The organism is Bradyrhizobium sp. ma5, from assembly GCF_042258955.1.
GTDB lineage: Bacteria > Pseudomonadota > Alphaproteobacteria > Rhizobiales > Xanthobacteraceae > Bradyrhizobium.
On sequence record NZ_CP170156.1, the window covers coordinates 6,781,871 to 6,797,979 of the forward strand.

The 16,109-nt window shown below is 65.4% G+C and carries 10 protein-coding genes; 8 read left to right on the forward strand and 2 right to left on the reverse strand.

What is annotated here, in order from left to right; translation table 11 throughout:
* The first annotated feature begins 2 nt into the window (after positions 1-2).
* From gnd to ACE103_RS32020, 5 genes are all read left to right on the forward strand, one after another.
* On the forward strand, positions 3-986 hold the full coding sequence (gene gnd, locus ACE103_RS32000) for a phosphogluconate dehydrogenase (NAD(+)-dependent, decarboxylating) (protein ID WP_375776293.1): 984 nt from the start codon (positions 3-5) through the stop codon (positions 984-986).
* Positions 987-1,105: 119 nt separating this feature from the next.
* Positions 1,106-2,599 (forward strand): glucose-6-phosphate dehydrogenase, encoded by a 1,494-nt coding sequence (gene zwf / locus ACE103_RS32005; RefSeq protein WP_375776294.1) that lies wholly within the window; start codon positions 1,106-1,108, stop codon positions 2,597-2,599.
* A 2-nt stretch (positions 2,600-2,601) separates the two neighbouring features.
* The gene (gene pgl / locus ACE103_RS32010) at positions 2,602-3,354 is read left to right on the forward strand and encodes a 6-phosphogluconolactonase (RefSeq protein ID WP_375776295.1); all 753 of its coding nucleotides are present in this window, start codon (positions 2,602-2,604) and stop codon (positions 3,352-3,354) included.
* Positions 3,355-3,420: 66 nt separating this feature from the next.
* Entirely contained in the window at positions 3,421-3,909 is a 489-nt protein-coding gene (locus ACE103_RS32015) for a gluconokinase (protein WP_375781226.1), read from the forward strand.
* Positions 3,906-4,712, forward strand: coding sequence for a Cof-type HAD-IIB family hydrolase (locus ACE103_RS32020; RefSeq protein WP_375776296.1), 807 nt, complete (start codon positions 3,906-3,908; stop codon positions 4,710-4,712). Before ACE103_RS32015 ends, ACE103_RS32020 begins: the two co-directional genes overlap by 4 nt.
* Positions 4,713-4,719: 7 nt before the next feature.
* On the opposite strand, the gene ACE103_RS32025 is transcribed toward ACE103_RS32020, so the two are convergent.
* Positions 4,720-6,528, reverse strand: coding sequence for a glycoside hydrolase family 15 protein (locus tag ACE103_RS32025; protein WP_375776297.1), 1,809 nt, complete (start codon positions 6,526-6,528; stop codon positions 4,720-4,722).
* Positions 6,529-6,546: 18 nt separating this feature from the next.
* A complete protein-coding gene (malQ, locus tag ACE103_RS32030) occupies positions 6,547-8,493 on the reverse strand; it encodes a 4-alpha-glucanotransferase (RefSeq protein ID WP_375776298.1) in 1,947 nt (648 codons plus the stop codon).
* Between the two features lie 203 nt (positions 8,494-8,696).
* Between malQ and ACE103_RS32035 the strand changes: the two genes are divergently transcribed.
* The 3 genes from ACE103_RS32035 to glgB are packed head-to-tail and all read left to right on the forward strand — an operon-like array spanning position 8,697 to position 16,106.
* Positions 8,697-10,646, forward strand: coding sequence for an alpha-1,4-glucan--maltose-1-phosphate maltosyltransferase (locus tag ACE103_RS32035; protein ID WP_375776299.1), 1,950 nt, complete (start codon positions 8,697-8,699; stop codon positions 10,644-10,646).
* A gap of 10 nt (positions 10,647-10,656) precedes the next feature.
* On the forward strand, positions 10,657-13,962 hold the full coding sequence (gene treS / locus ACE103_RS32040; RefSeq protein WP_375776300.1) for a maltose alpha-D-glucosyltransferase: 3,306 nt from the start codon (positions 10,657-10,659) through the stop codon (positions 13,960-13,962).
* Positions 13,959-16,106 carry a 1,4-alpha-glucan branching protein GlgB gene (gene glgB, locus ACE103_RS32045; RefSeq protein ID WP_375776301.1) on the forward strand — a complete coding sequence of 716 codons (2,148 nt, stop codon included), beginning with the start codon at positions 13,959-13,961 and terminating at the stop codon, positions 16,104-16,106. Before treS ends, glgB begins: the two co-directional genes overlap by 4 nt.
* Positions 16,107-16,109: the final 3 nt, after the last annotated feature.

The following is a 16,109-nucleotide window of genomic DNA, read 5'->3' on the forward strand; positions in this document are numbered from 1 at the left end:
CAATGCAACTCGGCATGATCGGCCTCGGGCGGATGGGCGGCAACATCGTCCGCCGCCTGATGACCCAGGGTCACACCACCGTGGTCTACGACAAGGATCCGAAGGCGGTCGCGGCGCTCGTCGCCGACAACGCCACCGGTTCCTCGTCGCTGGAGGATTTCGTCCTCAAGCTGGAAGCGCCGCGCACCGCCTGGGTGATGCTGCCGGCCGGCAAGATCACCGAAGCGACTATCGAGGCGCTTTCAAAGCTGATGTCGCCCGGCGACGTCATCATCGACGGCGGCAACACCTTCTGGCAGGACGACGTCCGCCGCGGCAAGGCGCTTCGTGAGCGCGGGCTGCATTATGTCGATGTCGGCACCAGCGGCGGCATCTGGGGCATCGAGCGTGGCTACTGCATGATGATCGGCGGCGACAAGCCCGTCGTCGACCGGCTCGACCCGATCTTCAAGACGCTCGCGCCCGGCATCGGCGACATCCCGCGCACCTCCGGCCGCGAGGGCCGAGATCCGCGCATCGAGCAGGGCTATATCCACGCCGGTCCTATCGGCGCCGGGCATTTCGTCAAGATGATCCACAACGGCATCGAATACGGCCTGATGCAGGCCTATGCCGAAGGTTTCGACATCCTGAAGAACGCCAATATCGAGGCGCTGCCGGCGGAGCATCGCTTCGATCTCGACATCGCCGACATCGCCGAAGTCTGGCGGCGCGGCAGCGTGATCCCGTCCTGGCTGCTCGACCTCACGGCGTCGGCGCTGGCGCAGAACCACACGCTCGACAACTACTCAGGCTTTGTCGAGGATTCCGGCGAAGGCCGCTGGACCGTCAATGCCGCGGTCGACGAGGCCGTGCCGGCGGAAGTGCTGACCGCCGCGCTCTACACCCGCTTCCGTTCGCGCAAGGATCATACCTTCGCCGAGAAGATTCTCTCGGCGATGCGCGCAGGCTTTGGCGGCCACAAGGAGCCGCCGAAGAAAGCTTAGAAGCGTTTTCAAGCGAAGTGGGCACCGGTTCGCGTGAAGAAAACGCGTCAAAACAAGAATCGAGAGCTCGGTTCCGATACAATCGGAACGGAGCTCGAGAGATAACCGCGGAAGGTCACGTGCAGAAGAAACCCGATCCTTGCTCCTTCATCATCTTCGGCGCCACCGGTGATCTGACACACCGGCTGGTGGTCCCGGCGCTCTACAATCTCGCCGCCGGCAACCTGCTGCCGGAAAAATTTTGCGTCGTCGGCGTCGTCCGCAAGGGCATGTCGAGCGAGCAGCTGACCGACAGTCTGTTGCAAGGGTTGCGCAAGTTCGCCACCCGCCCGGTGGACGAGGCGATCGCGAAGCGGCTGTTCGAATGCGTCACCGCGATCGAGGCCGATCCGCGCGATCCGGCGTCCTTTGATACGATGAACGAGCGGCTCGACAAGCTCGAGACGGCACGCGGCACCGGCGGCAACCGGCTGTTCTATCTGGCGACCCCGCCGAACGCCTTCCTGCCGATCAGCGAGCAGCTCGGACGCACCGGCATGCTAGAGGAGAACGGTGCCTGGCGGCGGCTGATCATCGAAAAGCCGTTCGGCACCGATCTGGCGTCGGCCAGGGCGCTGAACGCCGCGCTACTCAAGCTGATGGACGAGCACCAGATCTACCGGATCGACCATTACCTCGGCAAGGAAACCGTCCAGAACATCCTGGTGCTGCGCTTCGCCAACGGCATGTTCGAGCCGATCTGGAATCGCAACCATATCGACCACATCCAGATCACCGTCGACGAGAAGCTCGGCGTCGGCCATCGCGGCAGTTTCTACGACGCCACCGGCGCGCTGCGCGACATGGTGCCGAACCACCTGTTCCAGCTGCTGTCGCTGGTGACGATGGAGCCGCCGGCGCGGTTCGATGCCCATGCGGTGCGCTCGGAGAAGGCCGAGGTGCTGAGCGCGATCCAGATCCAGAGCGAGCAGGAGGCGCTGTCCAACTCGGTGCGCGGCCAGTATCGCGGCGGCCGGATCGGCGACACGGAGATCGAGGATTACCTCAAGACACCGGACGTCAAGCCGGACAGCTCGACCGAGACCTATGCCGCGCTGAAGCTGACCATCGACAATTGGCGCTGGGCCGGCGTGCCCTTCTACCTGCGCACCGGCAAGGCGCTGACCAGCAAGCGCACCGAAATCGCGATCAAGTTCAAGCAGGCGCCGTTCGCGATGTTCCGCGATACCGCAGTCGACCGCCTATCGCAGAACTACCTGGTCATCTCCACCGAACCGACCGAAGGCATCGAGCTGCAGTTCAACACCAAGGTGCCTGGTCCGGCCATCAACATCGACGGCGTCGAGATGAAGTTCCGCTACAAGGACTACTTCAAGGCCGAGCCGTCGACCGGCTACGAGACGCTGATCTATGACTGCATGATCGGCGACAATCTGCTGTTCCAGCGCGCCGATAGCGTCGAGGCCGGATGGCAGGCGGTGCAGCCCTTCCTCGATGCCTGGAAGACTGCCGGGGGACGCGGCCTGCAACCCTACAAGGCCGGCAGCGAGGGTCCGGAGGCCGCCAACGCGCTGCTGACGCGCGACGGCCGCAGCTGGCGAAAGCTCAGCTGACCATGGCCGCGAGCGGCGAGCGCAAGATCATCACGGTCGCCGATCCGGCCGCACTGGCGCAGACGGCCGCCGAGCGGGTGATCGCAAGGTTCGACCAGAACAGCGGCCGGATCGCAGTCTGCCTCACCGGGGGCTCCAGCCCCAAGGCGCTCTACCAGTTGCTGGCAACCCCGGACTATCGCCGGAGGATTCCGTGGGATCGCATCGACTGGTTCATCGGCGATGAGCGCCTGGTGCCGCGCAAGGACAAGCTGCACAATATGAGCATGGCCCGCCAGGCCTTCCTCGACCGCTGCGCCCCGGCTGCGAATGTTCACCCGATCGCGACCGACACTGCCGATCTCAGGGATCCCGACGTCAGCGCGGCGTTGTACGAGAACGAGCTGATGGCCTTCTACGGCGCCGAGCAGCTCGATCCGAAGCGGCCGCTGTTCGACCTGGTGCTGATGGGCGTCGGGCCCGACGGCCACACCGCCTCGCTGTTTCCCGGCTTCCCCGCGGTCGAGGAGACGCAGCGCTGGGTGGTCGGGGTGCCCAAGGCCAATGTCGAACCGTTCGTGCCGCGAGTCTCCCTGACCCTGCCTGCGCTCGCCTCCTGCCGCGAGATGCTGTTTGAGGTGGCGGGCGAAAACAAGCGTGCGATCTTGACGCGCCTGTTCGCAGGCGAGAACCTGCCGGCAAACCGCGCGCGATCGCTGGGCGAAACCGTCTGGCTGATCGATCAGGCCGCGCTGCCGGAGGATTTTCGTGGATGATTTTCTTAGATATTTTCTTGGGTGACTTTCTTGGGTGACGGGCAAAACCCCTGCGGACTGGTCGTGATGGGCGTCTCCGGCTCGGGCAAGAGCACCATCGCCGACCGCCTCGCGATCAGGATCGGCTGGCGTTTCGAGGATGGTGACAGTTTTCACCCGCCGAGCAATGTCGCGAAGATGCATTCCGGCCAGCCGCTCACCGACGAGGATCGCTGGCCCTGGCTGCGCGCCATCGCCGCCGAGATCGATCGCACCTGCGGCGTCCGCGAACGCGCCGTCATCGCCTGCTCCGCGCTGAAGCGCGCCTATCGCGACATCCTGGTGCACGGCCGCAACGACATCCGCATCGTCTTCCTCGACGGCACAGAGGAGCTGATCGCCGCGCGGCTCGCCGCGCGCAAGGACCATTTCATGCCGCCGGGCCTGCTCGCCAGCCAGTTCAAAACGCTGGAGCCGCCGACGCCGGACGAACGCCCGATCACGGTTGCGATCGACCGTTCGGTCGACACCATCGTCGAAGACATCGTCAATCAACTGAGGCTGGACCTCCCATGACCCGCATCGCCCTTGTCGTATCCGATGTCGACGGCACGCTGCTCACCAAGGACAAGACCTTGACCGACGGCGCCAGCACAGCCGTGCGCAGACTGCACGAGGCCGGCATCGGCTTCACCATCGTCTCCAGCCGGCCGACCATCGGGATGGGTTTCCTGGTCGCGCCGCTCGCGATCACGCTGCCGATCGGCGCCTTCAATGGCTCCTCGATCGTCGATCCGCAATTGAAGCCGATCGAACAGCATGTGATCCCGCCGGCAGTCGCCAAGCGCTGCGTCGACCTGCTCCGCGAGCGCGGCATCGACATCTGGCTGTTCACCAACGACCGCTGGCTGACCCGCAATCCCGACGGCGAGTACAACGCGCACGAGAAACGCGCGATCAAGCATGATCCGACCATCGTCGGCGATTTCACGCCCTATCTCGACCAGGCCTGCAAGATCGTCGGCGCGAGCTCGGATGCGCCCCTGTTGCAGCGCTGCGAGGCGGAGATGCAGCAGATGGTCGGCCATGACGCGACCGCGGTCCGCTCGCAGACCTACTATCTCGACGTCACCCCGCCCGGCCACGACAAGGGCACCTTCGTCGAGGGCATCGCGAAGCGCCTCGGCGTCTCGCTTGAGAATGTCGCCGCGATCGGCGACATGCAGAACGATCTGCCGATGTTCGCGCGAAGCGGCGTCTCGTTCGCGATGGGCAATGCCAGCGATGACGTGAAGGCGCGCGCCACGCATGTCACCGAAACCAACGAGCATGACGGCTTCGCGCGCGCGATGGATGTCGTGCTGACGATGGGCCGCTAGACCGCGATCAGGTCGACCGCTGCACCGCGGGCTTCTCGGCGTCGGCCCTGGCGGCGCTGAGATTGTGCGCCGTGTTGATCAACGCGATATGGGTCAGCGCCTGCGGAAAGTTGCCGGTCTGCCGGCCGGCGCCGGAGTCGAACTCCTCCGCCAGCAGCCCGAGATCGTTGGCGACCGCGACGACGCGGTCGAACATGGTCTGCGCCTTGTCGAGGTCTCCCGCCAGCACATGGGCGTCGGCGAGCCACAGGCTGCAGGCCAGGAATGCACCCTCGATGGGCTGGATTTCGTCGGACAGCTCGCGCGGATCGTGCCGCAGCACGAACCCGTCGCGTATCATGTGCCGCTCGACCGCGGCGATGGTGCCGCGGATGCGCGGATCGGCCGGCGGCAGGAAACCGACCGACGGCAGCAGCAGCAGGCTGGCATCGAGCAGCTTTGAGCCGTAGCTCTCGACGAAGCTGTTGAGATCGGAATCGAAGCCCCGCTGGCAGACGTCGCGATGAATAGCCTCGCGCAGCACCCGCCATTTGACCAGCGGTCCCTTGAAGCCGAACCGCTCCGCGCTCTTGATGGCGCGGTCGAAGGCGACCCAGCACATCACCTTGGAGAACACGTAGTGTCTGGGCGTGTCGCGGCGCTCCCAGATGCCGTGATCCGGCTGGTCCCAGACGTCGGCGAGATGATTGACGACGGTGCATTCGAGCGACCAGTTCTCCTCGTCGAGCTTCAGCTTGGCCATGCGGGACTGGTGGAAGGCGTCGATCAACTCGCCGTAGACGTCGAGCTGCAGCTGCGCATGTGCGGCATTGCCGACACGGACCGGTTGCGCCCCCTCATAGCCGGGCAGCCATCCGGCTTCCCATTCCAGCAGGCGCCGCTGGCCCAGGATGCCGTACATGATCTGCATGTTGGCGGGAGCGCCGGCCGCGGCCCGCAGCAGCCAGTTGTGCCAGGCGGCCGCCTCCTCGGTGTAGCCCGAATTCATCAGCGCCAGCAGCGTGAAGGTGGCATCGCGCAGCCAGCAGAACCGGTAGTCCCAGTTGCGCGCGCCGCCGAGCTTTTCCGGCAATGACGTAGTCGGGGCCGCGACGATGCCCCCGGTCGGCCTGAAGGTCAACGCCTTCAGGGTGATCAGCGAGCGCATCACGAGGCCGCGCTGATAGCTGCCGTCATAGGTCGAACGGCTGCACCATTCCTTCCAGTAGTCCTCGGTATCCTCCAACGCCACCTCGGGATCGATCGGCTCCGGCACCGGCTGATACGACGCACCATAGGTCAGGACGAACGGCACGGTGTCGCCTTCGCCGACCTCGAAATCGGCAATCGTGGTCAGGTCCTTGCCCGATGTTTTGACCGGCGTGCGCAGCACGGTCATGTCCTGCCCACTGATCGCCAGCAGCCCCTCGCCGTCAGGGTTCTTCCTCACCCAGGGGACATCGACACCGAAGCCGAAGCGGATCACCAGCTCCATGTGCATCTTGACGCGGCCGCTGATGCCGCGAACCAGGCGGACCACGTCGGAAGCATTGCCGCGCGGCGGCATGAAATCGATCAGCGCAACCACGCCGCCCTCGGTCTCAAACCGCGTCTCCAGGATCAGCGTATCGTCCCAATAGCGGCGGGAGGTCTGCCTGATCGTCCCGGCCGGAGCCAGCAGCCAGCGGCCGTTGCGCGGCGTACCGAGCAGCGCCGCGAAGCAGGCGTCGGAATCGAACGCCGGCCAGCACAGCCAGTCGATCGAGCCGTCACGGCCGACCAGCGCAGCGGTCTCGCAATCGCCGATCAGTCCATAGTCTTCGATGCGAGAGGCCACGCGCCGTGCTCCGCGTTGTCAGGCGTGCGACCGCTCGCGGGTTGCACGCTTGAGCGCGTCGACGTCGATCGCCGATGCGAGATGCTCGATCGATACCGGCAGCCGCCGTTTCCAGTTCGGATGCTCGTAGACGGTGCCGGGGATGTTCGGCTGCTCGACGATGCCGAGCAAATCCTCCATCGAGACCGCCATCATCCGCGATCGCGTCCGCGCCATGAAGCTCACCACCGAATAGAAATCATTGTGGTGAATGTCGTGACGGCGCAGCACGTCGTCGAGATGGCCGAGCGCATCCCAGCGCCCCTGGTCGGTCTCGCCGGGATCGATCCCGAGCGAGCGCTTGGTCTTGAGGTCGCTGAACGAGCGCCATCCGGCATAAGTCGACAGGTCGTGGGTGTTGAACGTCACCAGCGCGTTCGGCAGATAGTAGTCGGCGTTGCGGAACACGCCATGGTCGTCGGTCTCGAACATCATCACCAGATAAGACCAGATGCCCCAGCCGTTCATCTGCTCGCGGAAGCCCGGAGGCACGGTGCCGAGGTCCTCGCCGATCACGACGCAGCGGTTGGCTGTGCTCTCCTGCGCGGTCGCCGCCAGCAATGCCTCGAACGGCATCAGCACATAGGCGCCGTTCGCGGGGCCGAAGCCGCGCGGCACCAGATAGAGCCGCTTCAGCCCGAAGGCGTGATCGAGCCTGATCGCGCCGGCATGGTGCATCGAGGCGCGCAGCATCTGCCTGAACGGCTCGAACGAGCGCTGCTCGAGGCCCGCCGCGTTGAAGCCGGCAAGCCCCCAGTCCTGGCCCGCGGTATTGAGCGGGTCCGGCGGCGCGCCGACGCCGAGATGGCGCGAGATCGCGGTCTGCTCATTCCAGGCGTCGAAGCCGTCCGATTGCACGCCGACGGCGACGTCGAGATAGAGCCCGACCCGCATGCCGAGCTTGTGCGCGAGCGCCTGGCACGTGCCGAGCTGCCGGTCCGCGGTCCATTGCACGAATTCGACGAACTCGACCTCGGCGGCGGTGTCGCGCGCGCGGCGCAATTTCGTGCACGCCGCATCATCGGGCTGCCGCCACTCGTCCGGCCATTCCCACCACGGCGTGTCGAATGTGTGCCGCATCACCTCGAAGCAGGCGAAGCGTGACAGCAGCACGCCCTGCTCCTTGCGGTAGGCTTCGAAATCCTGCCAGCGGCCGAGGCCGGGATTGGCCTTGAAGGCCGCGAAGGCCGCACGCAGCGCCGGCCATTTCAGCGCCGCGGCCCCGACATAGTCGACCATGTCACGGCTGCGCAGCTGCGCCAGCGCGGCCTGCGTCTCGACATCGATGTGGAATTCGGGAATCTTCGCGACGTCGATATAGAGCGCGTTGAGGAACAGCCGGCTGTTCGGCGAATATGGGCTGCAATCGCCGGGCCGATCGTCGAACAGCGCATGTAGCGGATTGAGCCCGATGCCGTCGGCGCCGAGCCGCTGGGCGAATTCGAGCAGGGCCTGCAAATCAGTGAAGTCGCCGATGCCCCAGTTGCGCGCCGACCGGACGCCATAGAGCTGGACCGCGATCACCCAGCATCGGTCGAACGCGCCGCCGAATGCGCCGTCTGGCGCCACCAGAAACGGCAGCTCCTCGCTGCCCGATGCGTCCTTGAGCTGCAACCGGTGCACGCCCTCGGGCAGGCCGGACGGCCACGTCACACTCCGTTCATGCGCCTCGCCTTGCGCGAGCAAAGTAGTGCCGTTGGTGAGCTTCCATTGCACCGGAAGCCCGGCCGCCTCGGCGAGCTGCGTCTGTCCGCTATGGCCGCCTCTGATGACCACGGGATCGGCGATCATCCGCCGCGGCGCCTGGGGCGGCAGCGCCGCGAGGATCGCCGTCAGCGCCTCCCGGGTTGTCACACGGCGGTGACCGCTCCCATCGATATACTCGGTCTGGATTCCCAGGGTCTGGGCTTTGGCGTAAAGGTCCATTCGGCACGCTGCCTGCTCGCGACGGTATCGGGATCGTTGCTAAATTGTACAGATACGGGAAAGGGATAGTTGATGTTCAACGCTCTACCCTATCCGGCGTTCCCACCGGGAACCATTGCCCGGCGAGCGGCTTTCTATATGGGTCTGGCGCGCCTCCTTCGCGGCGCCGGGATTTCATTTGCCTATTCAATGGCGGCATCACCGTGAACAAAACGGCCCGGCCTGTCGAGAGTGCGAACGGCACTTTTCATATTACCGATGTCTATCCGTCGGTCGATGGCGGCCGCTTTGCGGTCAAGCGCATCGCGGGCGAAGCTGTCGAGGTGTGGGCCGACATCTACCGTGACGGACATGATGTGATCGCAGCGGCATTGGTGTGGCGGCATGAGGGCGACGGCGAATGGCGACACGCGCCGATGACGCCGCACAGCGACGACCGCTGGGGCGGCGCCTTCGTGCCCGACCGGCCCGGCCGTTACAGCTTCGCGATCGAGGCCTGGACCGACGAATTCGCCAGCTGGCGGTACCGCTTCGAGCAGAAGCAGCGCGACGGCGGCGACCACACGTTGGATGCCGTCGAAGGCGCGGGCATGCTGACCCGGGCGCAAGCGGGGGGACCTGCCGCAGCCGCAATCATCATCAGGCAGTGCGAAATCTTTCTGCAGACCGGCGAGCCGGGCGCGCTGCTCGCACCCGAATTGCGGGAGGCGATGGCCGGCAGCCAGTTTCGCCGCGACCTGGTGCGATCGCAGCTCTATCCCATCACCGCGGACCGGCCGCGGGCGCGCAGCGGCGCCTGGTACCAGATGTTTCCACGCAGCCAGGGCAAGACGCCGGGCGTGCATGCGACCTTCAACGACTGCATCGCGCGGCTGCCCGATATCGCGGCGATGGGCTTCGACGTCGTGCTGCTGGCGCCCATCCACCCGATCGGACGGACCCATCGCAAGAGCCGCAACAATGCCGCCATCGCGCAGCCGGGCGATCCCGGCAGCCCCTATGCGATCGGCGCGGCCGAGGGCGGCCACGACGCCGTGCATCCGGAGCTCGGCACGCTCGACGACTTCCGCGCTTTCGTGGCGGCATGCCAGACCCACGGCCTCGAGGTGGCGCTCGATTTCGCCGCGCAATGCTCGCCCGATCATCCCTGGCTGACCGCGCATCCGGAGTGGTTCAAGCGGCGTCCGGACGGATCGATGCGCACGGCCGAGTATCCGCTGCAGCGCTGGGACGATGTCGTCAATCCGGATTTCGGATCCGAGGATGCGGCGGCGCTGTGGCGCGCGCTGCGCGATGTCGTGCTGTTCTGGGTCGAACAGGGCGTCAAGATCTTCCGGGTCGACAATCCGCACACCAAGCCGCTGGCATTCTGGGAATGGCTGATCCGCGAGGTGCAGGACCGCGATGCGGACGTGCTGTTCCTCTCGGAAGCCTTCGCGCGGCCGAAGCTGATGAAGGGCCTCGCCAAGCTCGGCTTCACGCAGTCCTATACTTACTTCACCTGGCGCACGCAGCGCTCCGAGCTCGAAGCGTATCTCGGCGAGTTGATATCCTATCCCGATCGCGACTTCTTTCGGCCGAATTTCTTCGTCAACACACCTGACATCCTGCCCTTCCACCTGCAAAGCGGCGAATCCTGGATGTTCAAGTCGCGTCTCGCGCTGGCCGCGACGCTTTCAAGCAACTACGGCATCACTGGCGGATTCGAACTGCTCGAGCACACGCCGATGCCCGGCCGCGAGGAATATCTCAACTCCGAGAAATACGAGATCAGGGTTCGCGACTGGGATCAGGTCGGGAACATCAAGCCCTATGTCGCGGTTCTCAACCAAATCAGACGCGGCAATCCGGCCCTGCAACAATTCGCCGATCTGCGCTTTATCAATGTTGATGACGGCGGCATGATCGGCTTTGTCAAGGAGGCGGCCGATCAGGGCAATGTGATCGCGGCCGCGGTTGCGCTGTCGTCCGAGCCGCGCGACGTCTGGCTTCCGCTCGGCGACGTCATGGTCGGCCGCGGCGATGCCCGCCGCCCCGTCACGGCCGTGGAAGACCTTGTCACCGGCGCGCGTCATGCGCTCGAATGGGGAGGCATCCGCCTGCATCTAGATCCTGCGCGCGATCCCGCGTTGCTGCTACGCTGTGTCGCCTGAAGGAGCCGCCATGAACGTATTTTCCTCCGTCGACAGCGAGGTGAAGGTCGCGACCGAGACCGCGGACCAGCTGTGGTACAAGGACGCCATCATCTACCAGCTGCACGTCAAAGCGTTCGCCGACAGCAACAATGACGGCATCGGCGATTTCACAGGCCTGACGGAGAAGCTCGGCTATCTGCAGGAGCTCGGCGTCACCGCGCTGTGGCTGCTGCCGTTCTATCCCTCGCCGGGCCGCGACGACGGCTACGACATCGGCGATTATGGCGACATCAATCCCGATTTCGGGACGATGAAGGACTTCAAGCGCTTCATCCAGGAGGCCAAGCGGCGCGGCCTGCGCGTCATCACCGAGCTCGTCGTCAACCACACCTCGGACCAGCACGCCTGGTTCAAGCGGGCGCGCCGCAGCCCGCCGAATTCGAGCGCGCGCAGCTGGTATGTCTGGAGCGACACCGACCAGAAATACCTCGATACCCGCATCATCTTCACCGACACGGAAAAGTCGAACTGGACCTGGGATCCGGAAGCCGGCCAGTTCTACTGGCACCGCTTCTTCTCGCACCAGCCCGACCTGAATTTCGACAATCCCCGCGTGGTGCGCGCCATCGTGCAGGTGATGAAGCGCTGGCTCGACACCGGCGTCGACGGCTTCCGGCTCGACGCCATTCCATATCTCTGCGAGCGCGACGGCACCAATAACGAGAACTTGCCGGAGACGCATGCCATCATCAAGCGGCTGCGCCAGGAGCTCGACGCCTATGCCAAGGGCAAGATCCTGCTGGCCGAGGCCAACCAATGGCCGGAGGACGTCCAGGCATATTTCGGCCATGGCGACGAATGCCACATGGCCTATCATTTCCCGCTGATGCCGCGCATCTACATGGCGATCGCCCAGGAAGACCGCTTTCCGATCACAGACATCCTCAGGCAGACGCCCGACATTCCGGCAGCTGCGCAGTGGGCGCTGTTCCTGCGCAACCACGACGAGCTGACCCTGGAAATGGTCACCGACGTCGAGCGCGACTATCTGTGGTCGACCTACGCCAACGACCCGCGCGCCCGCATCAATGTCGGCATCCGCCGCCGCCTGGCGCCGCTGATGGACAATGACCGGCGCAAGATCGAGCTGATGAACTCGCTCTTGCTGTCGTTCCCCGGCACGCCGATCATCTATTACGGTGACGAGATCGGCATGGGCGACAACATCTATCTCGGCGACCGCAACGGCGTGCGGACGCCGATGCAGTGGTCGCCGGACCGCAACGGCGGCTTCTCGCGCGCCGACCCGGCGCGGCTCTACGCGCCGATGATCATGGACCCTGTCTACGGCTACGAATCCGTCAATGTCGAGGCGCAGTCGCGCAGCCTGTCGTCGCTGCTGTCGGCGACCAAGCGGCTGATCGCGGTGCGCAAGTCGACGCTTGCGTTCGGGCGCGGCACCATGACCTTCATCCGCCCGGAGAACCGCTCCGTGCTCGCCTATGTCAGGCAGTACCAGGGCGAGACCATCCTGTGCGTCGCCAATCTGTCGCGCTCGGCGCAGGCGACCGAACTTGACCTCTCCGCCTTCAAGGACCGCATTCCGCTCGAGATGCTCGGACGCACGCGCTTCCCGGCGATCGGCGAGCTACCCTACATGATCACGCTGGCACCTTACGGCTTCTACTGGTTCCAGTTGCAGGAGCGCGACAAGTCCGAGCCGGTGAAGCCGCGCGCGGTGCCGGAGTTCGAGACGCTGGTGGTGCCGCTCGGTTCGACCTGGACGTCGCTGGCGCGCGAGCGCGGCGTGTTCGAGCACGACGTGCTGCCCGGCCACCTCGCCCGCACGCGCTGGTACCCGGAGCATTCCCCGAAGGCGATCCAGCCGACGCTGGTGTCCGCGATCCCGTTCTGCGACATCGGCGACAACCGGCCCTGGCTGATCTTCTTCGAAACCACGGAGCGCGGCACCACCAGCCGCTACGTGCTGCCGATGCAGATCGAATGGGTGCGCTTCGACCGCGAACGCTACAACCCGCGCGCCTTTGCCGCGGTCCGTCAGGGCGCGCGCGAGGGCACGCTGCTCGATGTCTCCACCGACCAGATCTTCACCGGCCTGTTCCTGCGAAACCTGCGGGAAAACCTCACCGTCGACGAGGGCGAGCAGGGCCTGAAGCTCGAATTCCGGCCGACCAGCCGCTTCTCCGACCGCCCGGTGCGGCAGCCCGAGCGCATCCGCGTGTTCGAGAACGATCAGCCGCATTCGACCGCGCTGGTCGACAACGAGTATGTCACCAAGATCTACCGGAAGCTCGAGGTCGGCATCAATCCGGAGATCGAGATGGGCCGCTTCCTCACCGAAGTGGTCAATTTCCCCAACACACCGGCCTTGCTCGGCACATCGGAACTGGTGGAGGGCGACAATCGCAGCGCGATCGCAGTGCTGCACGCCATGGTGGTCAACCAGGGCGACCTCTGGAATGTCGGCGCCGCGCACCTCGACCGCCTCGTGGAGCGGCAGCGCTTGCTGGTGGCGAGCGAACATCCGGAGGAGAACGGCGATCATGCGACTTACCTGCGCCACCTGTCGCACAGCGGAAAGCGTCTCGCCGAGCTGCACATCGCGCTCGCCGGCAACCGCGACCTGCCGGACTTCGCGCCCGAGCCGACCAGGCCCGAGGACCTGCAGCGCTGGAACGACGAGATCATGGCGCGCGCCGAGCGCGTGTTCGACACGCTGAAGCAGCGGCGCGGTTCCCTGCGAGAAGCCGACCGGCTGCTGGTCGATCAGTTGCAGGCCCAGCACGACCTGCTGCCGGAGCGGCTCAAGGCGCTGCTGCCGCGCGAGACCGACGGGCTGAGCATCCGCCATCATGGCGACCTGCATCTCGGCCAGTTGCTGGTCGTCAAGGACGACGTCTTCATCATCGATTTCGACGGCGGGCCGGGCCGCACCATCGCCGAGCGGCGCCGCAAGGCGCCCGCGGCCCGCGACGTCGCCGGCCTGATCCGTTCGATCGACTATGCCGCGACCGCCGCGCTGGAACGGGCGCTCAAGGTCGCTCCCGACGACAGCGGCAGGCTGAGCCTCGCTTTGGCCGAATGGCGCGACCAGGCGGCGGATACGCTGCTGGCGGCCTATCGCGAGACCGTGGCCGGCCAGCGGCTGTGGCCCACTGATGCCAGGGCGGCCGATCGCCTGCTCAACTTTTTCCTGCTTGAGAAAGCCTTCTACGAGATCGAGTATGAGCTGGCCAACCGGCCGGATTGGCTCCGCGTCCCACTGACTGGCCTGTTGAAACTCCTGGCCCAACAGCCGCACGAGGTTGCATGACCAAACTGCCCGCCGAGGCCTATGCCATCATCGAGGGCCGCCACTCCGATCCGTTCCACTATCTCGGCCTCCACGCCGAGGGGGATCGCAACGTCGTGCGCGCCTTCCTGCCCGACGCCAGCAATGTTGAGGCGATCGGGGAGCATGGCGAGGCGGCGCCGCTGGCCAAGATCCATGACGCCGGCCTGTTCGCAGGTCCCTTGCCGAACGGCTCGACGCGCTACCAACTCCGCGCCCGCTTCGGCGACAACGTCGTCGATCTGGAGGATGCCTACCGCTTTCCGCCGATCCTGAGCGATTTCGATCTCTATCTGCTCGGCGAGGGTACGCATCTGCGCGTCTACGATACGCTCGGCGCGCATCCGATGACGCTCGACGGCGTCGACGGCATCGGCTTCGTGGTGCTGGCGCCGAACGCGCGGCGGGTCAGCGTGGTCGGCGACTTCAATTTCTGGGACGGAAGGCGGCATCCGATGCGGGTGCGTGGCCCGGGCTATTGGGAGCTGTTCATCCCGCGCGCCCGCGTCGGCGACCACTACAAGTTCGAGATCATGGGGCGGAACGGCCAGCATCTGCCGCTGAAGTCGGATCCGCTGGCGTTCGCCGCCGAGGTGCGCCCGAAGACCGCCTCGATCGTGATAGACGAGCGCAAGATCCCGCACCCGCGCCCAGCGCCCGATCGCGTCAACGCGTTGAGCTCGCCGATGTCGATCTACGAGGTCCATCTCGGCTCGTGGCGGCGCAAGGGCCGCAATGAGTGGCTGACCTATCGCGAGATGGCGGAGCAGCTTCCGGCCTACGTCAGCGACATGGGCTTCACCCATATCGAATTCCTGCCCATATCAGAGCATCCGTTCGACGGCTCCTGGGGCTATCAGCCGACCGGCATGTTCGCGCCGACCAGCCGTTTCGGCTCGCCCGATGATTTCGCCGCGCTGATCGACGCCTGCCATGGCGCCGGGCTCGCCGTGCTGCTCGACTGGGTCCCCGGGCATTTCCCCGACGATCCGCACGGCCTCGGCAATTTCGACGGCACCGCGCTCTACGAGCACGCCAATCCGCTGCAGGGCCGTCACCTCGACTGGGGCACGCTGATCTACAATTACGGGCGCACCGAGGTCACCAACTTCCTGGTGTCGAACGCGCTGTTCTGGCTCGATCGCTACGGCATCGACGGGCTGCGCGTCGATGCGGTCGCCTCCATGCTCTATCTCGACTACAGCCGTCCCGCCGGCGGCTGGATCCCGAACAAATATGGCGGCCGCGAGAACATCGAGGCGATCGATTTCCTGCGCCGCTTCAACACCGAGCTGTTCGCACACTTCCCGCAGGCAACGACGGCGGCGGAGGAATCCACCGCGTGGCCGCAGGTGTCGCGCCCGGTCGAATATGGCGGGCTCGGCTTCGGCTACAAGTGGAACATGGGCTGGATGCACGACACGCTGAAATACATCGGCAAGGATCCCATCCACCGCAAGCACCACCACGGCGACATCCTGTTCGGGCTGCACTACGCCTTCTCGGAGAACTTCATCCTGCCGCTGTCCCACGACGAGGTGGTGCACGGCAAGCGCTCGATCCTCGGCCGCATGCCCGGCGACGACTGGCAGCGCTTCGCCAATCTGCGCGCCTATTACAGCTTCATGTTCGGACATCCCGGCAAGAAGCTGATGTTCATGGGCTGCGAGTTCGGCCAGGAGCGCGAATGGAACCACGACCACTCGCTCGATTGGCATCTGCTGCAACAGCCGAGGCATAGCGGCATCCAGAACCTGGTCCGCGACCTCAACCGGCTCTATCGGGCACTGCCGGCGCTGCACGAACTCGACTGCGACGAGGCCGGCTTCGAATGGGTCATCACCGACGACGCCAGCAACAATGTGTTCGGCTGGATCCGCAAGGGCAATAATGCCCGCGCCCGCTGCCTTGTGGTCCTGAACTTCTCGCCCAACGTCTACCGCAACTATCGCGTCCGGGTGCCGTTCGCGGGCAAGTGGCACGAGGTGTTCAACTCGGATTCCTCCCATTACGGCGGCACCAATGTCGGCAATATCGGCGAGGTCCGCGCCTCGGAGGGCGCCACGCCCGAGCTGAGCCTCACCATTCCGCCGCTGGCAGCGATCTTCCTCATACCGGAAAGCTGATTG

Excerpts from the sequence above, each read along its gene's own strand:
- pgl (WP_375776295.1), top strand. The coding sequence starts at position 2,602 with ATGGCCGCGAGCGGCGAGCGCAAGATCATCACGGTCGCCGATCCGGCC.
- ACE103_RS32020 (WP_375776296.1), top strand. The coding sequence starts at position 3,906 with ATGACCCGCATCGCCCTTGTCGTATCCGATGTCGACGGCACGCTGCTC.
- malQ (WP_375776298.1), bottom strand. The coding sequence starts at position 8,493 with ATGGACCTTTACGCCAAAGCCCAGACCCTGGGAATCCAGACCGAGTAT.
- gnd (WP_375776293.1), top strand. The coding sequence starts at position 3 with ATGCAACTCGGCATGATCGGCCTCGGGCGGATGGGCGGCAACATCGTC.
- glgB (WP_375776301.1), top strand. The coding sequence starts at position 13,959 with ATGACCAAACTGCCCGCCGAGGCCTATGCCATCATCGAGGGCCGCCAC.
- ACE103_RS32015 (WP_375781226.1), top strand. The coding sequence starts at position 3,421 with ATGGGCGTCTCCGGCTCGGGCAAGAGCACCATCGCCGACCGCCTCGCG.
- treS (WP_375776300.1), top strand. The coding sequence starts at position 10,657 with ATGAACGTATTTTCCTCCGTCGACAGCGAGGTGAAGGTCGCGACCGAG.